Below are 20970 nucleotides of genomic sequence, written 5' to 3'. Positions count from 1 at the left end.
CAGGAGCGGGACGCATCTCCAAACCCGTTCGGGGGTTGCGCGAGGTTGCGGTCGAAAACGTTGGCGCACGGAAGTTGATGGCCAAACTCCGATTGATGTTCACTCGTTCAGGTGGCCGGGCATGTGTTGCCGAGCCACTGCGCGGTGCCGGTGGAATGGTCGTTGCCCGGATCATCGGGGTGGGGCCAGGACATTCGTCGCGACGCGCAGAGCCGGGCCGTTTCCCCTCGCGGAAGTGTGTACTGCTGCGGTCTTCGCGCAGATCCGCCCCGTGAGCGGAGAGCGAGCCGGGTCCGCGACGCCATATGGCGTGGACAGGCGAGACAGGAATGCGAGCAGCGGTGCGGAAGATGCGGCTTCGAGGCGGCGCAAGGAAGCCGGGATCACCGGCCGGTTCGGTCTCGGGACCGAGCACGGGCTCGGGTCCTGGTAAGGGTCCGGGCATGACGGACGGCGGCGAGGACCGCGTGGGACGGCGTCCTGCGCGCGTGCGCAACCGGCTCGTCGGGGCGGTGGCCGTCGTTGCCGCCGCCGTCCTCGGTGCCGGTGCCCCCGGGCTGATGACCACGGCCGACAACGCCAACAACAGCCAGCAACTGGTCGATCTCGCCCAGCTCAACGCCCACGCCATCGCGCTTGCGCACTCCCTCGCCGATGAACGCGACGGTATGACCGCATACGTCGCCACGGGGCACGGCAGCCGTACGGCCGCGGGGCTGGGCAACACCGCGGCCAACGGCGCCAACGCCGCGGGGACGGACGACGCCGCGACCTCCCGGGCCCAGCGCGCCCGTGTGGACCGGCAGATCGGCGAGCTGCGCTCCGAGGCCCAGGGCGCCGCGGGCGAAACCGCCGTGTACAAGGCCGCCGCCAAGCTTCTGGCTGCACTGCCGCAAACCCGTCAAAAGGCGCTGTCCAGGGGCGGATCGGCCGAGCAGATCCAGCACGCCTACACCCAGGCCGTCCAGGCACTCGGTGCGATCAGCGACGACATCGCCCGTGGACTGCCCGCCCGTGCGGACTCCACCGACGCCGACACCCGCGCGCTGCCCGCCCTCGGCCGGGCCACCGAACAGGCCGCGGGCACCCGGGCCCTGCTGCTCGCCGGGCTCAAGGCGGGCGGCAGCCAGCCCCGCCTGACGGCCCTCGCCCAGGTCGCACACGTCCGCGAACAGGGCGCGCTGGGCGACTTCCAGCAGGCCGCGAGCCAGGGCGCCCGGGACCGTTACGTCCGCACCGTCAACGGCGCGGACGTCAACACCGCCGAGCGCTATCTGGCCCGGCTGACCGACCAGCCCCGCCTGGACACCGCCGATCTGCGGCTCAGCCGCCAGCGGGTCCAGAACACGCTCACCAGCCGCATCGGACTGATGCGCGGCGTCGAATCCGCCATGGCCACCGCCGACATCCAGCGCCTCGGCGCGCTGCGCGACGACGACGTGTCGGAGCTGGAGATCCGCATCGGCCTGGAAGGGCTGTGCCTGCTGCTGGCCGTCGGCGCCGGCGTCTGGGCCGCCCGCTCCCTGACCCAGCCGCTCGCCGCGCTGCGGATCGGCGCCAAGCGGCTGGCCGCCGACCCCGCGCACGAGGAGCCCATCACCTACAAGGGCCGCAACGACGAATTCGCCACCTCCGTGCAGTCCGTCAATGCGCTGCACGCCCAGGTCGGCGAGCTGGCGCGGCGCACCGCCGAGCTGGAGGGCGAGCGCAAGCGGCTGGTCGGCGGCCGGCAGCGGCTGGTCGCCGAGCGCGAGGTGCTCCAGGAGCAGGGCGAGGCCCTCAAGGAGGAGATCGCCGATCTCACCGAGCGGCTGGCGGCCCTGCACGCCGGTGTGCACGGCCGGTTCGTCAACCTCTCGCTGCGCACCCTCGGCCTCGTGGAGCGCCAGCTCGGCGTCATCGAGTCGCTGGAGGAGAGCGAGCACGACCCGGAGCGGCTGGAAACCCTCTTCAAGCTGGACCACTTCGCCGCGCGGATGCGCCGCAACAGCGAGAACCTCCTCGTCCTGGCGGGCGCGGAGCAGTACGGCACCAACCACCAGGGTCCGGTACCGCTGCTGGATGTGCTGCGTGCCGCGATCAGCGAGATCGAGCGCTACGAGCGGGTGCGTATCCAGTCGCTGCCGCCGCACTCCCAGGTCGCCGGCTTCGCCGCGGACGACATCAGCCATCTGGTCGCCGAACTCCTGGAGAACGCCACCGCGTTCTCGCCGCCGAACGCCCATGTCGAGCTGTCCGGCTGGCTGCTGGAGAGCGGCGAGGTCATGCTCTCCGTCCAGGACGAGGGCATAGGGATGACCTCGGAGCGGATGGCCGAGCTCAACGAGCGGCTGACGGACGTCGAAGCCGCCTCGTCCTCCGAGACCGTCGACGAGGCGCTGGGTCTGGGGCTGTACGTGGTGGTGCGGCTGGCCGCCCGGCACGGTGTCCGGGTCCAGCTGCGGGACGCGAAGCAGGGCGGCGTCACCGCCGTCATCGTCCTGCCCGGCTCGATCCTGCCCACCCGCCCGGCTCCGTCGGCCTCCCCGGAGAGTGCGCCCCGGGACGTGGCACACACCCCGGTCCTGCCCGGCTCGGTCGCCGAGGCGAACTCCAACGCGCTGCCGACCCGGGTGGCGCGCAGGGACCCGGCATCGCTGAGCGGCCCCGCGGCCGCCCAGGTCCCGGCCCAGGAGACCGGCCAGGGACCGTCCCAGAGCGCCCCTGCGCCCGCCGGGCAGCCCGACGGCCACCCGGCCGCACCGGCGGCCGGCCACGACGGCGCCCCGGACGCAGACCCCGCATCCGCCGGCGACCCCTTCGTCGCCGCGGCGGAGCGCGCGATCGACGCGGCCGGATTCGGCATGCCGGCCGAACCGGCACCCGCCGAGCCGCAGCCGGCCGGCCCCACCACGTACTCCGGGTCCGAACCGAGCCCGTACGGCCCGCGGTCGCCCGGCCCCTACGCCGCCACCACCAGCGGCGCCGGCGAACACCTGCGGCCCGAGGACGACGGCCACCCCGGCGCGGACCCGTCGCCCGCCGACACCGGCCGGCCCGGCGCCCCGGGCGACGGGCCCTCCGGAGCCGGCGCGCCCTCGTCCGACCCGTACGCCATCGGTCCGGACCAGCACACGCGCCCCGAGACGGACGCGACACCCACGGACGCGGCGCCCGCCGACGCGTCCCCGGCCGAGGAACCGGCCGACCCACAGACCGCCGCCACGCCCGAGGCGGAGCGGCGGACGACCACCATGGGGCTGCCCAAGCGCACCCCCAAGGTCGTGGCGCAGCAACAGGCGCCGGCCGCCCCGCGCAAGAGCGGTTCGGCGAACGCCGAGGCGCTGCGGCGCCGGCTCGGCGGATTTCAGGCGGGAGCGCGAGACGGCCGGCGTGAAGTCGAGGCCGAGATCGCGGAACGTACAACGGAGCTGACCATCCCACAGACGGACACCGACGGAGCGGGGGCCCCGGGAGAGAGCCACGTTGTCGAGGAGGCACGCGATTGAAGGCGCAAGCGCCCACTGCTTACGGACAGGGTCTGAGCAGTCAGGCAAGGGATCTGCATTGGCTGCTGACCAACCTGGTCGACGAGGTACCAGGAATCCGCTCGGTCGCGGTGGTCTCCTCCGACGGCCTGCTGCTGCTGTCGTCCGACCCGGAACGGACGGAGGAAGCGGCACGGCCGAGCGGCGGTGACGGTCCGCGGGGATCCAGCGCAGACCTGGCCACCATCGTGTCCGGGCTCGGCAGTCTCACCAACGGTGCCGCGAAGCTGATGGACGGCAGGGCGGTCAAGCAGACGATGATCACGATGGACGAGGGCAGCCTGTTCGTCATGTCGATCAGCGACGGCTCACTGCTCGGGGTGCATGCCACCCCGGACTGCGACATGAGCGTCATCGCCTACCACATGGCGCTGTTCGTCGGCAGGGCCGGACATGTCCTCACCCCCGAACTCCGCAGCGAATTGCGCAAGTCGATGGAGAGCCCCCAGTGAGCGAACGTAGTGAGCGAACCGTTGAGAGGTGCGCGCCGAGCGAGTGCGAGGGCGTGCGAAGCGAGGTTTCGGCATGAGCGGCACCCGCAAACTCCCCGTACGCGGTGGGGACAAGAAACCCTCGCGCGTGCGGCCGTACTCGCTCACCGGCGGCCGGACGCGATTCGGCCATGTCCTGCTCGTCGAGACATTCGTGGCCGCGCTGGAGGCGCCCGAGGAGCGGCGCGAGCTGACGTCCGGCGGCTGGGGTGACCGTGTGATGCCGGAGATGCGCGCGATCGTCGAGCTGTGCCGCCGGATGCGCTCGGTCGCGGAGATCTCCGCGCTCCTCAAGATGCCGCTGGGCGTGGTCCGCGTACTGCTCAGCGACCTCGCCGACCAGGGAAAGATTCGCGTCTACGGCTCCGGGCACGACTCCGGCCGGCCCGACCGCGCGCTGCTCGAAAGGGTGCTGAGTGGACTTCACAGGCTCTGACACGATATCGGCCGGGGCGACGGCGACCGCCGGTTCCGTGAGCCCGGTGGACACGGCCGCCGACGCGGGGCTGCAGAGCTGGCAGACGGACCGTTCGCGGGCGCCGATCGCCACCAAGATCGTGGTGGCGGGCGGCTTCGGCGTCGGCAAGACCACATTCGTCGGATCGGTCTCGGAGATCACCCCGCTCCAGACCGAGGCGGTGATGACTCAGGCCAGCGCGGATACGGACGATCTGACCTCCACCCCGGAGAAGACCACGACCACGGTCGCGATGGACTTCGGGCGGATCACTCTCGACCAGGAGCTGGTGCTGTACCTGTTCGGGACGCCCGGACAGCAGCGGTTCTGGTTCATGTGGGACGACCTGGTGCGCGGCGCGATCGGCGCGATCGTGATGGCCGACACCCGGCGTCTTGAGGACTGCTTCCCGGCACTGGACTACTTCGAGAGCTGCGGACTGCCGTATGTCGTCGCGGTCAACCACTTCGAGGGAACCGAGGCCTACGCCGTCGAGCACGTACGCGATGCGCTGACCGTGCCGCCGCACGTGCCCGTAGTGATCATGGACGCGCGGAAGCGGGTCACGGTGATCGAGTCGCTGCTCGCGCTGGTCGGCCACGCACTGGAGACCACGCCGGAGTAACCGGCCCCCGTAGGGGGCCACCTGGCCCCGTACGGGCCACCCTCCCCCCACTTCCCCGAACACAGCAGTAGCAGAGAAGAGTGCCGCCATGCGGAAAATACTCGTCATCGGAGCCGGCCAGTCCGGTCTCCAGCTGGCCCTCGGCCTCCAGTCCCAGGGCTATGAGGTCACCCTCATGTCCAACCGCACCGCCGACGAGATCCGCGCCGGCCGGGTCATGTCGACGCAGTGCATGTTCGACACCGCGCTCCAGTACGAGCGCGACCTCCAGATCAACTTCTGGGAGAACCAGGCCCCGCGGATCGAGGGCCTCGGCGTCTCGGTCGCCGCCCCCGGCAGCCATGAGTCGCCCGAGGGATCGCAGCGCGCCATCGACTGGGTCGGCAAGCTGGACGGCTATGCCCAGTCCGTCGACCAGCGGGTGAAGATGGCCGGCTGGATGGAGACCTTCGCACAGCGCGGCGGCCAGCTCGTCATCCATGGCGCGGCCGTCTCCGACCTGGACTTCTTCGCGAGCCGCTACGACCTGACGCTGGTCTCGGCCGGCAAGGGCGAGCTGGTGTCCATGTTCGGCCGGGACGACTCCCGCTCCCCGTACGACGCTCCACAGCGCGCGCTCGCCGTCTCCTACGTCCACGGCATGGGCCCGCGCCCCGAGCACCCCGAGTTCGAGGCGGTGCGCTGCAACCTGGTGCCCGGCGTGGGCGAGCTGTTCGTCATGCCGACGTACACCACCTCCGGCCGCGCCGACATCCTCTTCTGGGAGGGCATACCCGGTGGTCCGCTGGACGTCTTCCAGGGTGTCAAGGACCCCAATGAGCACCTCGCCCTGACGCTGGAGCTGATGGAGAAGTTCCTGCCCTGGGAGTACGCCCGCGCCACCAAGGTCGAACTGACCGACGGCAACGGCACGCTGGCCGGCCGCTACGCCCCCACCGTGCGCAACCCCATCGGCCGGCTGCCCTCCGGCGGTCTGGTCCTCGGTGTCGCGGACGTCGTGGTCGCCAACGACCCGATCACCGGCCAGGGCTCCAACTCGGCCTCCAAGTGTGCCGCTTCCTACCTGGCCTCCATCGTCGAGCGCGGTGACCAGCCCTTCGACGGCGAGTGGATGCAGTCCGCCTTCGACCGCTACTGGAACACCGCCCAGCACGTCACCAAGTGGACGAACGCGATGCTGGGCCCGCCGCCCGAGCATGTCCTCAACATCATCGGCGCGGCCGGCCAGCTCCAGCCCGTCGCCGACCGCTTCGCCAACGGCTTCAACGACCCGTCCGACTTCGAGAACTTCTTCTACGACCCGGACAAGGCGAATGCGTACCTGGCTTCTCTGACGGGCTGACCTTCCGCCTCTGCGGCGGACCGCCCCGCCGACGTGGCCGGGTGCACCGCCGTGCCGGGTTTCTCCCGCCTTCGGCGGGGAGGGGTGGTTTTTCCGGGCCGCCGCCGCGACGTCTGCTTCGTCGTGGTGGCGGTCACGGGCCTCCGGCGGTGGGGGTGCGGGACTGCTTCGCTTTCCGTCCCGCACCCCACCGCCTCCGGCCCGTCACCTTCCGTGGGTGCCGCGGCTGTCCCTGGAGGGGGCGGGGCATTGGCGCTGAGGCCGCGCCGGCGCCAGAGGCAGTGCGCCGGGGCGCTCCCCCGATCAGTGGGTCTTTCGTTCAACGAGGCCTGTGCCAGGGCCACTTGGGCCCGCCGCCCGGCGGCTTCCCCTCAGGGTCGTACTCGTACTTCCAGCCGCTGGGCAGGCCCAGGCGTCCGACCCGTCCCGGGACGCGCCGGTAGACATGCACCGTCGGCGGGCGGTCGTCGTCGTTCGGTACCGGGACCTCGTACGTCTTCGGCGGCTGGCCGGTCATGCCGACCAGTACGGGCAGTACCCGGCCGTCCAGCGGGCCGCCGACGAAGGGGGTGTTCTCGCTTCTCACCCCCTCAGTGTCACACCACCGCGGCGGAACGGCCGGTCACAGCAGATGCGCGGCGTCGCTCACGACGGGCAGGATGCGGCGGGCCAGGTCACCGGCCGGCCCGTCGGCGGTCTCCAGCTTCAGCGCCGCCCGGGCCACCCGCGCGGTCTGCGGGTCCGTGGCCGCGGTGGCGGTCAGCAGCGCGACGAAGTGGTCGACCAGCCAGTCCCGCAGCTCGTCGAGGGCCGGCTGCTTGTCCTCGTCGAGCCAGATCAGTGACGCGGCCTCGACGGCGGTGATCCACATGCGGACGGTCATCCGCAGCCGCAGGCCCGGCTCCGGCTCGCCCAGATGCCGCAGGATCTGGTCGGCGGCGGCGCGCCGGACCTCGTCCACGATCGCGGTCGTACGGGTCGTCTCCACGACGCTGCCGCCCTGCAGCAGCGCGCTGAACCCCGCGTCGTGCTCGTCGACGAAGGCCAGATAGCGATCCAGTGCGCGGGACAGTCGCCGGGTGAGCGGTCCGGTCTCCGGTTCGGCGAAACAGCGCTCCAGGATGTCGGCCGCGCTGCGCAGCGCGGCCTCGTACAACTGCTGCTTGCCGCCGGGGAAGTAGCGGTAGACCAGCGGGCGCGAGACCTCGGCGGCGGTGGCGACGTCGTCCAGCGAGACATCCTCGGGCGCGCGCTGTGCGAACAGGCCCAGCGCTGCGGTGAGCAGTTGGCTGCGGCGCTGCTCGACGCTCAGCCTGCGGTAGGCGGGTCGGGGTACTGCTGGGGCGGTGCCGCTGCCGTTCATGAACAGCAGCGTAACCGCCCCGGGTTCCGCCTCGCACAGGTGCTCGGGGCCTACGGGGTCCATGGCGGGGGCTTCAGGCCAGCAGGCCCGAGCTGCGCCACAACCTGCGGCCCATACCGCGCAGTACGCCGATCTCGTCCAGGAAATCGGTCAGCCGCCGGGCGCCGGACTGCATCACCTCGCGGCGGTGTCCGCTGGCCTTGACCTGCGCGACGGCCTCGCTCCTGTCCAGCCCCACATTGCGGTAGACGTCCGGATTGACGAAGGCGACGGAGAAGACCCGGGCCGCCTCGCCGGAGCTGATGCGGGTCAACTCCCGCTCCCAGCGCGGCGCGGTGACCATCTGGCGACGCAGCTCCTCGCGGGCGTAGCGCACATGCCGGGCCTCCTCGACGACATGGATGCGGGTCACTCCGCGCACGATGGGCTGCACCCGCTCGTCCGGGAACGTCAGCCGCTGCATCCAGTCCAGGATCTCCTCGCCGAGCAGGGTGCAGGCGAACGAACCCGGGGTGGTGGAGATCGTCTTGAGGACGCGGGCGAGCTGGTGATTGAGCCGGGAGACCGGGTAGGCCGGCGCGCCACCCTTCTGGATCATGCGCGCGAACATTTTGGAGTGCCGGCACTCGTCGGCAATCTCGGTGAGGGCGTAGCGGACATGCGCGCTGGTCACCGGCTTGTCGTAGATGTGCCGTACGAGCAGTTGCATCAGGATGATCTCGAACCAGATGCCCAGCGACGCGAGCGAGGCGGCCTCGTGCCGGGAGAGGTCCTGCTGCTGCTCCAGCGACATCTTCTTCCACAGCGGGGTGTCGTAGAGCGAGACCAGCTCCGGCGGCCAGAACCACTTGCCCTCTTCGAGGGGCGCGTCCCAGTCGAGTTCGGTGTCGGGGTCGAAGGAGTGCTTGGCGGAGGAGTCGAGCAACCGCTCGGCGACCTGTTCCCGGTCCTTGAGCAGACCGAGGGCGTCCCGCAGGACTTCGGTGTCCGTCACGGTCATTGCGGTGGGCGCGCTCGTCATGGCTGTGGCTACCTCGCTAGTGGGTTACCGGCGGTCAAATCTTATGAGACTGCGCGTCAGCAAGGACGTCAATCCCCCGTGCACGAGTTATTGACCCGTCGGTAAGAAACGTGTGAGCCTGCCAACGACCGCCTGTGACAAGGCGTTTGGCGAGCCGAGGAGGCGTCCGTGTCGACCCGAGATCTCTACATACAGGACCCAGGTGACCCGGTGTGGAAGGTGCCCGCGTCCGGTGCGGCACGCTTCAGCTGGGACTACGACGACGGGCGCGACCGCCTGCTGGCCCTCTACCAGAAGGGCAAGGACAAGCAGTGGGACGCCAACCTGCGGATCGACTGGGGCCTGGAGGTCGATCCCCACGACCCGCTCGGCACCCCGGACGAGTCCATGTCCCTGTACGGCACCAAGTACTGGGACAAAATGACCGAGAAGGACCGCGGCGAACTGCGCCAGCACTACACGTCCTGGCAGTTCAGCCAGTTCCTGCACGGTGAGCAGGGCGCCATGGTCTGCGCGGCGCGGATCGTGGAATCCGTCCCGGACCTCGACGCGAAGTTCTACTCCGCCACCCAGACCATGGACGAGGCGCGGCACGCCGAGATCTACAGCCGCTTCCTCCAGGAAAAGATCGGGATGCTCTACCCGATCAACGACAACCTCCAGGCGCTGCTCTCCGACACCCTCAAGGACTCCCGCTGGGACATGCCGTACCTCGGCATGCAGGTGCTGATCGAGGGCCTGGCGCTGGCCGCCTTCGGCATGATCCGCGACACCACCACCAAGCCCCTGCCCAAGCAGATCCTCGCTTACGTCATGCAGGACGAGGCGCGTCATGTCGCCTTCGGCCGCATGGCGCTGCGCGACTACTACAAGCAGCTCTCCGACGCCGAACTGCGCGAACGCGAGGAGTTCGTCATCGAGGGCTGCTACTTGATGCGCGACCGGCTGCGCGGCCTGGAGGTCCTGGAGAACTTCGGCATACCGCACGACGAAGCCGCCGAATTCACCGAGAACTCCGAGTTCCTGCACCTCTTCCGCAAGCTGCTCTTCAGCCGGATCGTGCCCTGTGTGAAGGACATCGGTCTGTGGGGCGAACGTCTCCAGCGCGCCTACGTGGACATGGGTGTCTTCGAGATGGGCGACTCCAATCTCGATCTGCTCATGGCCGAGGACGAGGAGCTCGCCGAAAAGCTCGACGCGGAGCGCTTCGCGGCCGAGGAGGAGGCCCGTACGGCGGAGGTCGCGGAGGCCATCGCCGAGGGGGCGGCCGAGGGCTGAGCGTCAGGGGGACCGCCGGACCGCCGGGCCGCCGGGCCGCCGGGCGCCGCCGGATGGCAGGATCCGGTCATGGACACGGACGACCGCCGGCGACGGCGGGCCCTGGCACACGCCGCCCTCGAAGGGCTGGCGTTCGGCGACGCCTTCGGGGAGCGCTTCTTCCCGCTGTTCCGCCCCCTGCCGGAATCCCGGCAGCTGATCGCGGCCCGCAGCGCCCCGCCCGACCCGCGCTGGCACTGGACCGATGACACCGCCATGGCGCTGGACCTCCTCGCCGTGCTGGAGGAACACGGCGAGGTGGCTCCGCAGCCGCTGGCCCGGCAGTTCGCCGCGACCTACGCCGCCGACCCCGGGCGCGGCTACGGCTCCGGCATGCACGCCCTGCTGCCCCGCGTTGCCGCCGCTCCCGACGCATGGCAGGAGCTGGCGACCGCCCTCTTCGGCGGCGAGGGCAGCCTCGGCAACGGCGCGGCGATGCGCGTGGCACCGCTCGGCGCATGGTTCTCCGATGACCTCGACCGCGCCGCCGACCAGGCCGCGCGCTCCGCCCGGGTCACCCACGCCCACCCCGAAGGCATCGCGGGCGCGGTCGCCGTGGCCGTGGCGGCGGCCCTCTCCGCCCGCGGGGAACCGCCCGCCCTGTCCGCCGTCGCCGCCCGCACTCCCCACGGCCCGCTCCGCCAGGGCCTGCTGCACGCCGCCGGCCTGCCGCCCGCCACGGACCCCGTCCGGGCCGCGGCGGAACTCGGCAGCGGCCGGCAGATCCGCGCCGACGACACCGTCCCCTTCGCCCTGTGGTGCGCGGCCCGCCACCCCGACGACCTGGAGGCCGTCCTCTGGACCACCGCGGCCGGCCTCGGCGACGTGGACACCACCTGCGCCATCGCGGGCGGTGTGGTCGCGGCCCGCACGGGCGCGGCCGCGCTGCCCCAGGAGTGGCCACAACGGCGGGAACCGCTGCCGGGGTGGGTCAGGGGCGGCTAGGCCGCGTCTGCCGGGTCGGGGCCGGGGAGGCGGGCTTTGGCCCGCCCCGGCCCGTCCAGCCCCGTCGAGTCCCGTCAAGCCCCTTCAGGAGGCCGGGCCTTCAGGAAGCCGGGCATCCAGGAAGTCGAGCACCCGGCGGCCCGGCTCTTCGGCGCGCTCGTACGGCAGGGAGTGGTGACCGACGCCGGCCAGGGTCTCGATCCGTACACCCGGCGTCCGTTCGGCCCGTACGGCGACCCGGTGCAGGTCGTGCGCCCGGCGGTGCGGTGCGGTGCCCGGCGGTGCGGGCGGCCCTACCGCTTACCGGACCGGGCCAGCCACCGCCCGTCGTGCCGGGACACCTCGATCGGACGGCCGAAGCACGCGGTCATCTGCTCCGCGGTCAGCACCTCGTCCACCGGGCCGCGCGCCTGCACCCGGCCGTCGCGCAGCAGCAGGGCGTGGCCGATGGACGGGGACAGCTCCTCCAGATGATGGGTGACCGTCACGGTCGCCAACTCGGGCCGTCCCAGGGCCAGCCGGTGCAGCGCATCGATCAGATCCTCGCGGGAGGGCAGATCGAGTGCGTTGAACGGCTCGTCGAGCAACAGCAGCCGGGGGTCGGCCATCAGCGCGCGGGCGATCAGGATCCTGGCCCGCTGGCCGCCCGAGCACACCCCGAACGGCCGCTCCGCCAGCTCCTTGCAGTCCAGTTCGGAGAGCAGCTCATGAGCGCGCTCACGGGTGGCCTCGTCGTACCTGCGCCACAACGGCTGCACGGTGCCGGTCGCGCCGGTCAGGACGACCGTGTGGCCCGTCGCGTCCTGCGGAACCTTCTGCGCGCCGGAGACCAGCCCGATGACGGCGCGCAGCTCGCGGACGTCCACCGCGCCGAGCCGGTGCCCGAGCACCTCGACGGTGCCGACGGTGGGGAACATCAGTGCCCCCACGAGACGCAGGATGGTGGTCTTGCCGGCGCCGTTCGCACCGAGCAGCGCCCAGTGCTCACCGGACCGCACGCTCCAGTCGATGGCGTCGAGGATGACCTGGCCGGTGGTGTACCGGCGGACGCCGACGCCCTCCAGGGCGGCGATCACGCGGGCCGCCTCGGGGGCGGGATGCGGACCTGTGTGTGCCGGGGACGGTGCGGAGGCCAAGGACTCCCGGGACTGCGGAGGCTGCGTAGGGCTCATCGCCGCAGACTAGCTGCGTACGACACCTTTCTGCGGAGGTGTCCGATGTGCGGACCCTGGCAGCAGGCAGCAGGCAGCAGGCAGCAGGCAGCAGGCAGCAGGCAGCAGCGGCGGGCCGGGGGCCCCGGCGGCCGTTACGGCCCGGACAGCCCCAACAGCTCCCGCACCCGCGCGTACTTCGCCGTCAGCCGCTCCCGCGTCGGCGCATCCAGCACGGCCAGCCGCTCCGGATCGGCGTTGTGCGCGAGGTCGGACTCCTTGACCAGCAGCGCCCCGGGCGTGGCCAGAATGCGCGCGGTGTAGTCCTCGACCGGCTCGTCCACCCGCTTGGTGACGGCCAGGATCATCGCCTTGGTCGTCTCGCTCAGCGCCGCACCGGCCAGCCACTCCTGGCTCAGCGCCTCGTCCTCGACCGCGTCATGCAGCCAGGCCGCGGCGATCTGCTCATCGCTGCCGCCCCGCTCGCGTACCCCCGACGCGACCGCGGCCAGATGCTCGGTATACGGGCGGCCCGCCTTGTCGGTCTGCCCCGAGTGCGCGCGCCGGGCCAGCGCCTCCACCTCGGCCAGGGACAACAGCGGGGGCGGAGCAGGTTCCATGGACGGGATCGCATCAGCCATACCGCCATTGTGACGCCAGGGCCGGGCACCTGGCGAAGAGCCTCAGTCCAGCGCCGCCGCCATCACCGCCCGTGCGATCGGCGCCGCGCTCCCCCCGCCGCTGATGTCCGCCCGATCGGCGGCCGCGTCCTCGACCACCACGGCCACGGCCACGGCCGGCTCGTAACTGCCCTTCTCCCTCGCCCAGGAGATGAACCACGCATACGGCGTGCCCTCGTTGTGCACACCGTGCTGCGCGGTACCGGTCTTGCCGCCGACCGTGACGCCCTTGATCGCGGCGTGCCGCCCGCTGCCGTGCTCGACGACGTCGACCATCATCTCCTGGAGCTGCTGAGCCGTGACCGGACCGGTCACCTGGCGCGTGGGGCGGGGCGGACCGCCCGCGACCATGACACCCCGGGCATCGGTCACCTTGTCGACGAGCGACGGCAACGTCAGCTGGCCCCCGTTGGCGACCGCCGCCGCGACCATCGCCATCTGCAGCGGTGTGGCGGCGGTGTCGTACTGCCCGATGGCGGACAGCGCGACCTGCGAGGCGTCCATCCGTGTATCGAAGTTGCTCGGCGCGACGACCGAGGGGATACGCAGCCGACGGTCGTTGAAGCCGAACCTCCGGGCCGTATCGACCATGCCGTGCAGCCCGGTCTCCGCGCCCAGCCGCGCGAAGACGGTGTTGCACGACGCCCGGAAGGCGTCCTTGAGCGGCGCGTCCTCGCAGCCCTTGGCGGCATTGCCGAGCTCGGTGTCGGTGCCGGGCAGGGGATAGGGATCGGGCGAGTCGGTGGGGGCGTCGATATCGGTGACCTTGCCGCTCTCCAGCGCGGCCGCCGCGGTGACGACCTTGAAGGTGGAGCCGGGCGGATAGGTCTGGCGCAGGGCCCGGTTGAGCATCGGCTGCTGCTCGGCACCGTTCAGCCGGCGCCAGGCCGCGCTGACCGAGGCGCCGTTGCCGGACAGCTCACCCGGGTCGTACGAGGGCGTGCTGACCAGCGCCAGGATCCGCCCCGTACGCGGCTCGATCGCGGCCACCGCGCCCTTCTTGCCCCCGAGCCCGTCGAACGCGGCGCGCTGCACCCGGGGGTTGATGGTGGTGTGGACGCTGCCGCCCCGCCGGTGGGCGTGGGTCAGCCGGTCCCACCACGGGAAGGTGGCGAGCCGGTCGTCGGCGCCGGAGAGCACGCCGTCCTCGGCGCTCTCCAGCAGGGAGGTCCCGTAGGTCTGCGAGGAGTAGCCGGTGACCGGCGCATACAGCGGCCCCTCGGTGTAGGTGCGCTCGTAGCGCAGCCGTCCCCCGCTGTCCCGGGAGCCGGTGACGGGACGGCCGGCGACCAGCACGGCGCCGCGCGGCTGCGCGTAACGGACGATCGGCGCCCGGCGGTTGGCCGGACTGGCGCGGTAGCCCTCCGCCTCGAAGACCTGCACCCGGGCGGCGTTGACCAGCAGCGCAACGAGGAGGAGGAAGGAGAAGGCGGCGGTGAGGCGAATACAGCGGATCAATGGCCGGCCTCCGGGGAGGGCGCGTCATCGAGGGGAGCCGGTGGCGGGGCGGCCGGCTCGCCACCCTGCGCGCGAGGCCTGCGTTGTGCCTCGGCCAGACTCTGCGCCTCCGGTGCCGAGGGTTTGGCCGGCTTCATGAAACCGACCACCCAGCTCCCGGCCCCGAGCCCCGTGCCCGTTCCGGGAAGATTCGCCGCACTGCTCCTGCCGTCGTTCGCGCCCCCACTCCGGGCAGCGTTCGCCGCACCGCTCCTGGCCTCGTCCGCCGCCTCGCTCCCCGTGGAGCGCCCGGCAGCCCTCCCCGCCGTACCGGTCCTCCTCCCACCACGGCCCGCATCCCCGTTCTTCTCCACACGCGGCATCCGCGCCCGATTGCTGATCCGCAGCAGCAGCGCGACGATGATCCAGTTCGTGACGACGGACGATCCGCCCTGCGCGAGGAACGGCATCGCCATCCCCGTCAGTGGAATCAGCCCCATCACCCCGCCCGCGATCACGAAGACCTGGATCGCGGGCAGCGCCGCGAGGCCGACGGCCAGCAGGCTGCCGAACGGGTCCCGCAAGGCGACCGCGGCACGGTAACCGCAGGCAACCAGCAGTGCGTACAGCAAAAACAGCGCGGTCAGCCCGGCCAGCCCCAGCTCCTCGCCGTAGGTGGCCAGGATGAAATCGGACTTCATGGCAAAGCCGATCAGGGACGAGTGGCCCTGGCCGAGGCCGGTGCCGAACGTCCCGCCGGCGGCGAACGCGAACAGCGACTGGGCGAGCTGGCCGGGCCCCTTGCCCGCCGCGATGCCGGCGAACGGATGCTGCCAGTCCTCGACCCGGCTGTGCACATGCGGCTCCAGCGTGCCGACGGCAGCCGCCCCGATGCCCGCCAGGATCAGCCCGACCGCGATCCAGCCGGTCCGCCCGGTGGCCACGTACAACAGGACGACAAAGATCCCGAAGAACAGCAGCGAGGTGCCCAGATCGCGTTCGAGCACCAGCACCGCGACGCTGATCAGCCAGATCGCGACGACCGGCGCGAGCACCCGGCCGGTCGGGACCCGTAGCCGCCACATCCGGCGCCCGGTGTGCGCCAGCGCGCCGCGGTTGGCGGCAAGGTAGCCCGCGAAGAAGACGGTGATCAAAACCTTGGCGAACTCGCCCGGCTGAATGGAAAATCCGGCGATACGGATCCAGATCTTCGCCCCGTTGATGGCGGGGAAGAGGATCGGCGCCGCCATGAGCACCAGCGCGAGCGCCGCACAGACATAGGCGTACCGCTGCAGCATGCGGTGGTCGGGCAGCAGCACCACCACCGCGGTGAACAGCGCGACCCCCACGGTCGACCACATCAGCTGGGTGGGCGCGGCGTGATCGCCGGGCGTCTCCTGGTCGAGCCGGAAGATCAGCACCAGCCCGAGCCCGTTGAGCAGCACCGCGGTGGGCAGCAGCAGCGGATCGGCGTACGGGGCGCGGAAGCGTACGGCGAGATGCGCGAGCAGCGCGAGCCCGCCGAGCCCCGCGCCGTAGCGGACCGCACCACCCGGCAGGGCATGCCACCTGGCCAGACCCACGACGACATATCCGCACACGCTGATGAGGACGGCGCCTACGAGGAGGGCCAGTTCGACGCCGCGTCGTTTCGGCAGTGACGGCAAGGGTGGGGGAGTGTCCGCCGGGCGCGCGGTGGCCGCCGCCCTTGCCATTGCCGTCATGCCTGGCAACGTAGCAAGCGACGGCCGCTATTTCCGTTATGTCGGATACGACGTTCGGGGCGTCCGTGCCTCCCGTATGCCGTATCCGGCGACGCCATCCCGTACGTGCGGAGACCGGCGGGCGCAAGCCCGCAACGGTGCAACGGAGATTCAGGAGGCGGTCACCACCGCAGCCGTCCCGCCGTGGCCGAGGAAAAGGACACCGGGCCGGAATCCGGCCGGAATCCGGAATAGGGCGGAACTGTTTTCGGCGTAGATCCAGTATCGCCGCACACCGCCCGCCCTGTCACCGTTCTTCGGAATGATCTTCGTGGCGACAGCAGCCCCTAGCGTGGTGGGGCCGGAGCCGGCACAGATCATGGAGTGGGCGTGACAAACGACAACAGCACGGCGGCGTTGGCGGCGGAACTCATCCGCATGGCCGAGGCGGACCGGGAAACCTCCCCCGGTGCGAACAGCGAGAACCCCGAGGAGCAATTGGCCTGGCGCCGCCTCACCGCCCGGCACAGTGACCGGCTACACCAGATCATGGACGAGTACGGCTGGCCGACGGCGGAGCTGGTCGGTGACGATGCCGCACTCGGCGCATGGCTGATCGCACAGCACGCCGACCGCCGCCTCGATGTGCAGCGGCGTGCGCTCCGGCTCATGGAACAGGCGGTGGAGGCGGGCTCCGCAAGCCCTCGCGAGCTGGCCTTCCTGCGCGACCGGACGCTGGTGAACGAGGGCCGCCGGCAGATCTACGGCACACAGATCGCCGGGATCAAGGAGGGCGCTCCCGTCCCGTGGCCCTGCGAGGACCCCGAGCGCATGGACGCCCTGCGGGTTGAGGTGGGCATCGAGCCCTTCGACGAGTACGTCGCCAAGTTTGCGACGCCCTGAGGCGCGGTCGCCGAGGAGCCTCCAGGGGGTCACGCCCGCGCCCCGTACCCGCTCCTGCTCGCTGCTCGGACGCCGCCGGGCCCGGTCCCCCGGGCAAGGCTCCAGGGGAATGGGGACGCGCTCAGCCCCGCCTCAACACCAGCGCGGATCCTCCCCGTCGTTCACGATGTCGCGCGCGGAGGACCAGGCGTACGAGGCATCGCCGAGCTTGTACCAGACCGGGTTGCCCTCGATGTTCTCCCCCTTGAGCCTGCAGACGATCCCCACCACGGTCCCGTACTCCTTCGAACCGACCACGCGGTATTGGGTGTTCGGGCCTATGCGCAACACCAGCCCCTCCTCGGCGACGACATGACCCTCATATGCGGCGAAGTTGTTGCTGCTGCCGTCACCGTCGTCGTACGCCAGAGCGGGGCCGGCCACGACGACTCCGGCCACCAGACCAGAAAGAGCACAAAGAGCGAAAAAGCCGAACTTGCCGGACTTCGACTGCGGAAACATGCGCTTCCTCCTGCGAAGGGGAGAATTCCAGGGGATTCCCTGAGGGGTGAGGTGAGCGAAGCTGCCGGGCGTCACCTGACGGACGGGCCGGGGTCTGCGCCCCGCCGGTGCGCCGCCTGTCGCACCCTTCCCTGGCCGCGAGTGCGGCTTCCCTCCACCGCGCTGCCCTCTCGCACCGCGCCGGGCCTTGCCGCTCACCTCGCTCCCTTCTCACGCTAGAGAGACCCCACAGAGTCCGCAACTCATCACAATCCGTGACGGGTCGAGCCGACGGGCCCCGCCCTTCCGACCCGCGGCGCCATCACGGGGCAACGAAGCCACTCCACCCCCAACTCGACTCCGAATAACCGCCATTGACGCACTAGCCCATCGGGGCACTGGCTCATCGGTGCGCCGTTGCCGGCGGACCGGTCCTCGACGGACCGGCTTGCCGGCGCACCGCCCCATCGACGGGTCGGCTCCTCGACGGACCGGCTTGCCTGCGCAATGACTCATCGGCGCAATGGTCCGTCGGCCATCGCCCCCCCACCACACCGCCCGCCCCTGTGCCCGGTCACCCCCACCACCCCCGCCATCGCACCGTGCGGTGACCCGAACACCCAGCCGCCCACACCATCGGGCGACATCCCCCCATGGCGCCGGGAAAGCCATCCCCACGACGAGCCGCACCAACCCACCACCCCCGCAACTCGATCACGCCCGCAACTCGACGCCCCACCCCGCAACCCCACCGCGCGCAACCGATGACCGGCCTCCCCGAAATGCGCTTGGCTGCTCTCCATGCCTACCGACGAAATCCCCGCCGCCCAGGCGGAGCTGCTCCGCCGCATGTACGAGATCTTCAACACTCAGCGCGTCGATGACTTCACCCGCGTCGCATTCCACCCGGACGTCGACTGGCCGAACGTCCGGGAAGGCAAGCGACTGCACGGCATCGACGACGTGCTGGCCTACTGGAAGGGCCAGTTCGCCGTCGCCCATCCCCTCGTACGCATCGAGGGAATGGCCGCCGAGCCGGACGGCCGGGTCGCCGTCCAAGTGCGCCACGGCCTGCGGGACGCGAGCGGCGACCACTGGTCCGACGGAACCGTCGATCACCTCTACACCTTCCGCGAGGGCAAGGTGGCGCACATGGAAGTGCGGGGGTGACGGGCGGGCGCGGCGGTGATCATGACTAAGGGGAGAATCAGGGGCGTCCCAGGGGCCGCTCGGGGTCGTTCCGGGTTGTTCCGTGAACGCGCCCAATGGCACTTTGTAAACTCGTCCTGACCGAATAGAAGAAGAAGGCCGAGGCCGAGCTCGTCACGCCGATGCGGACGACCGAAGACATCGGTCAATGGCATGGACCTGTGCCATGACCACCGTAAGCGAGGGGCTATGGCGTACGTCACACCCGTGCACGCCGAGCGGGGGTTCCGTGGTGTCCCGGCCGCCTTGGACTGCGGAGCGCGCGTGACCGTCCCCCTCGACGAAAGGCAGTATTAGCGTCATGACGACTCTCCGTTCCCGGATCATCGCCTGGGCCGGCCGCATGTATCTGACGAGAACACAGAAGAAAGGCTTCGACCTGTCTCGAATGTCTTTCTTGCCCGAGTCCGTCCTGATGCCATTGCGGCGCGACGGGCTGAACCCCGTGGGCGATTTGGGGGCCGTCCGGGAGCGGGAGCCTGTCAGCAAGCTTCCCGTGCCGATAGCCGCCAACGTCTGGCTGGTCACCGGCTACGACGAGGTCAAGGCGGTACTGGGAAAGGCCAATGCCTTCAGTTCGGACTTCACCAACCTCGTCGGCAAGGCCGGCGCCGGTGCCGAACAGAATCCCGGCGGACTCGGATTCGCCGACCCGCCGGTGCACACCCGTCTCCGCCGCCTCCTGACGCCCGAATTCACCATGCGCCGCCTCGGCAGGCTCACCCCCCGTATCCACGAGATCGTCGAGGAACGCCTCGACGCCATGGAAGAGGCGGGCAAAAACGGCGAGCCGGTCGACATCGTCCACTCTTTCGCCCTTCCCATCCCCTCCCTCGTCATTTGCGAACTCCTCGGCGTTCCTTACGAGGACCGCGGCGACTTCGAACGCCTCAGCGCCGCCCGATTCGACCTTTTCAGCGGTGCAAACGCCTCCTTCGGCGCCATATCCGAATCCCTTTCCTATTTCCGGGACATCGTAAAGAAGCAGCGCGAAAACCCGGGCGACGGACTGCTCGGCATGATCGTGAAGGAACACGGCGACTCGGTCAGCGACGAAGAGCTGGCAGGCCTCGCCGATGGCGTCCTCACCGGCGGTTTCGAAACCACCGCCAGCATGCTGGCCCTCGGCGCCCTGGTCCTCCTCCAGGACCCCAAGCACTTCGCCGCGCTCCACGACGGCGATGACGTCGTGGACCGCTACGTCGAGGAACTCCTCCGCTACTTGACCGTCGTGCAGGTCGCCTTCCCGCGTTTCGCCCGCGAGGACCTGGAAATCGGTGGCGTCCAGATCGCCTCCGGAGATGTGGTGCTGTGCTCACTGAGCGGTGCGGACCGGGACGGCAAACTGGGCCCGGAAATGGAACAGTTCGACCCCACCCGCAACGTCCCCTCGCACCTGGCTTTCGGCTACGGAATCCACCGCTGCGTAGGCGCCGAGTTGGCCCGAATGGAACTCCGTGCCGCCTACCCGGCCTTGGTACGCCGTTTCCCTCATATGCGCCTCGCCGCCAAACCCGAGGACCTGGAATTCCGCAAACTCTCGATCGTCTACGGAATCGAATCCTTGCCGGTACGACTGAACGGCTGACCAATACCCCCACTCCGCCCCTCCTCTGACCGGGCACTTGGCCGATGGGCCGGGTGCCCGGTCTTTGCTTTCGCCCGTCGGAGACCCGCCGAAGGACGCGGCACGCGGCGGTCCCCAAGGGCCGCACGACAGGACACCAGCGACGCCTTCCGTGTCTCGACATGGCCGTGCGGACGTGCACCCTCCGGTCACGGGCGCAGCAACCGTCATCTCACGTCCCCCTGACCGCAGCACGCAGGCACGAGACCATGACGGCCGGCGGAACCACCTCGGGAGGGGACACACGTGCACACTCACCCGGGCCGAGGAACCGGCCGAGAAGGCCGCGCAGTTGTGGCCCACCCCCGCTCAACGGGTCTGCCTGGCCGACGCCGTACGCGAGCAACACCCCGCCGAGGCCCTGCCCGTCTTCTCCGCGCCAGCACCCCGCTGAAGCGGCAGACCGGCGATCCCGACTACGTACGTATGACAGAGGTCCTGCTCTCGGCCCGCGCCTGCCTACGAGCGAACGACCGGAGCACGGGCCGACCCGTCGGTCCGCCTCCGAGGACAATCCCGGCCCGTAGCGTCTCCCGGACGACGGCCGTGGTTCGGTGCCCCAACGGACGGCGAGGGTCTCGACGATCAGCAGACCGCGTCCGCGCTCGTCCGTCGGCCGAGACACGGGCGCCGACGCGCGAAGCCGCTCGCCACGGCAGTCGGAGACCGCGATGCGGAGCGTGGCGGGCGCG

17 protein-coding genes and 1 pseudogene are annotated in these 20970 nt (G+C 70.7%); 10 read left to right on the top strand and 8 right to left on the bottom strand.

Features of this window, described 5'->3' with window-relative positions; all coding sequences use genetic code 11:
• Positions 1–443 precede the first annotated feature (443 nt).
• The 5 genes from ACGFWI_RS27510 to ACGFWI_RS27490 all read left to right on the top strand — a co-directional run bounded on the left by ACGFWI_RS27510 (position 444) and on the right by ACGFWI_RS27490 (position 6442).
• Positions 444–3488 (top strand): nitrate- and nitrite sensing domain-containing protein, encoded by a 3045-nt coding sequence (locus tag ACGFWI_RS27510; protein ID WP_393908714.1) that lies wholly within the window; start codon positions 444–446, stop codon positions 3486–3488.
• On the top strand, positions 3485–3979 hold the full coding sequence (locus tag ACGFWI_RS27505) for a roadblock/LC7 domain-containing protein (protein WP_393908713.1): 495 nt from the start codon (positions 3485–3487) through the stop codon (positions 3977–3979). The genes ACGFWI_RS27510 and ACGFWI_RS27505 overlap by 4 nt, the downstream gene beginning before the upstream one ends.
• A gap of 73 nt (positions 3980–4052) precedes the next feature.
• On the top strand, positions 4053–4454 hold the full coding sequence (locus ACGFWI_RS27500) for a DUF742 domain-containing protein (protein ID WP_393908712.1): 402 nt from the start codon (positions 4053–4055) through the stop codon (positions 4452–4454).
• 37 nt (positions 4455–4491) lie between these two features.
• Positions 4492–5100 (top strand): ATP/GTP-binding protein, encoded by a 609-nt coding sequence (locus tag ACGFWI_RS27495; protein WP_393908711.1) that lies wholly within the window; start codon positions 4492–4494, stop codon positions 5098–5100.
• 88 nt (positions 5101–5188) lie between these two features.
• Positions 5189–6442: a styrene monooxygenase/indole monooxygenase family protein gene (locus ACGFWI_RS27490; RefSeq protein ID WP_393908710.1), complete on the top strand. Its 1254-nt coding sequence runs from the start codon at positions 5189–5191 to the stop codon at positions 6440–6442.
• A gap of 319 nt (positions 6443–6761) precedes the next feature.
• Here ACGFWI_RS27490 and ACGFWI_RS27485 read toward each other — a convergent pair whose 3' ends face one another.
• From ACGFWI_RS27485 to ACGFWI_RS27475, 3 genes are all read right to left on the bottom strand, one after another.
• A complete protein-coding gene (locus ACGFWI_RS27485) occupies positions 6762–7028 on the bottom strand; it encodes a hypothetical protein (protein ID WP_393908709.1) in 267 nt (88 codons plus the stop codon).
• A gap of 36 nt (positions 7029–7064) precedes the next feature.
• Complete coding sequence (locus ACGFWI_RS27480) at positions 7065–7805, bottom strand: TetR/AcrR family transcriptional regulator (RefSeq protein ID WP_393908708.1); 741 nt, start codon at positions 7803–7805, stop codon at positions 7065–7067.
• Between the two features lie 73 nt (positions 7806–7878).
• A complete protein-coding gene (locus ACGFWI_RS27475) occupies positions 7879–8826 on the bottom strand; it encodes a diiron oxygenase (protein ID WP_393908707.1) in 948 nt (315 codons plus the stop codon).
• 168 nt (positions 8827–8994) lie between these two features.
• On the opposite strand from ACGFWI_RS27475, the gene ACGFWI_RS27470 reads away from it, so the two are divergent.
• Both ACGFWI_RS27470 and ACGFWI_RS27465 read left to right on the top strand, forming a co-directional pair.
• The gene (locus tag ACGFWI_RS27470; RefSeq protein WP_393908706.1) at positions 8995–10104 is read left to right on the top strand and encodes a ferritin-like domain-containing protein; all 1110 of its coding nucleotides are present in this window, start codon (positions 8995–8997) and stop codon (positions 10102–10104) included.
• A 69-nt stretch (positions 10105–10173) separates the two neighbouring features.
• Positions 10174–11088 carry an ADP-ribosylglycohydrolase family protein gene (locus tag ACGFWI_RS27465; protein ID WP_393908705.1) on the top strand — a complete coding sequence of 305 codons (915 nt, stop codon included), beginning with the start codon at positions 10174–10176 and terminating at the stop codon, positions 11086–11088.
• Between the two features lie 293 nt (positions 11089–11381).
• Here the strand turns inward: ACGFWI_RS27465 and ACGFWI_RS27460 are convergent, their stop codons facing one another.
• From ACGFWI_RS27460 to ACGFWI_RS27445, 4 genes and pseudogenes are all read right to left on the bottom strand, one after another.
• Entirely contained in the window at positions 11382–12164 is a 783-nt protein-coding gene (locus ACGFWI_RS27460; protein WP_393908740.1) for an ABC transporter ATP-binding protein, read from the bottom strand.
• 230 nt (positions 12165–12394) lie between these two features.
• The gene (locus tag ACGFWI_RS27455) at positions 12395–12880 is read right to left on the bottom strand and encodes an HD domain-containing protein (protein WP_393908704.1); all 486 of its coding nucleotides are present in this window, start codon (positions 12878–12880) and stop codon (positions 12395–12397) included.
• Between the two features lie 42 nt (positions 12881–12922).
• Positions 12923–14377 carry a penicillin-binding transpeptidase domain-containing protein gene (locus tag ACGFWI_RS27450; RefSeq protein WP_393908703.1) on the bottom strand — a complete coding sequence of 485 codons (1455 nt, stop codon included), beginning with the start codon at positions 14375–14377 and terminating at the stop codon, positions 12923–12925.
• 344 nt (positions 14378–14721) lie between these two features.
• Positions 14722–16071: pseudogene (locus ACGFWI_RS27445) on the bottom strand (FtsW/RodA/SpoVE family cell cycle protein); the annotation flags it as partial.
• 378 nt (positions 16072–16449) lie between these two features.
• On the opposite strand from ACGFWI_RS27445, the gene ACGFWI_RS27440 reads away from it, so the two are divergent.
• Positions 16450–16962 (top strand): DUF6624 domain-containing protein, encoded by a 513-nt coding sequence (locus ACGFWI_RS27440; protein WP_393908702.1) that lies wholly within the window; start codon positions 16450–16452, stop codon positions 16960–16962.
• 132 nt (positions 16963–17094) lie between these two features.
• On the opposite strand, the gene ACGFWI_RS27435 is transcribed toward ACGFWI_RS27440, so the two are convergent.
• Positions 17095–17463, bottom strand: coding sequence for a hypothetical protein (locus tag ACGFWI_RS27435; RefSeq protein WP_393908701.1), 369 nt, complete (start codon positions 17461–17463; stop codon positions 17095–17097).
• Between the two features lie 780 nt (positions 17464–18243).
• On the opposite strand from ACGFWI_RS27435, the gene ACGFWI_RS27430 reads away from it, so the two are divergent.
• Positions 18244–18612 (top strand): nuclear transport factor 2 family protein, encoded by a 369-nt coding sequence (locus tag ACGFWI_RS27430; RefSeq protein ID WP_393908700.1) that lies wholly within the window; start codon positions 18244–18246, stop codon positions 18610–18612.
• A 340-nt stretch (positions 18613–18952) separates the two neighbouring features.
• Positions 18953–20239 (top strand): cytochrome P450, encoded by a 1287-nt coding sequence (locus tag ACGFWI_RS27425; protein WP_393908699.1) that lies wholly within the window; start codon positions 18953–18955, stop codon positions 20237–20239.
• The last annotated feature ends 731 nt before the right edge of the window (positions 20240–20970 follow it).

It is taken from the genome of Streptomyces sp. NPDC048434, from assembly GCF_043200375.1.
In the GTDB taxonomy this organism is placed as follows: Bacteria; Actinomycetota; Actinomycetes; order Streptomycetales; family Streptomycetaceae; genus Streptomyces.
This window is presented reverse-complemented; position numbering and strand designations above follow the sequence as displayed.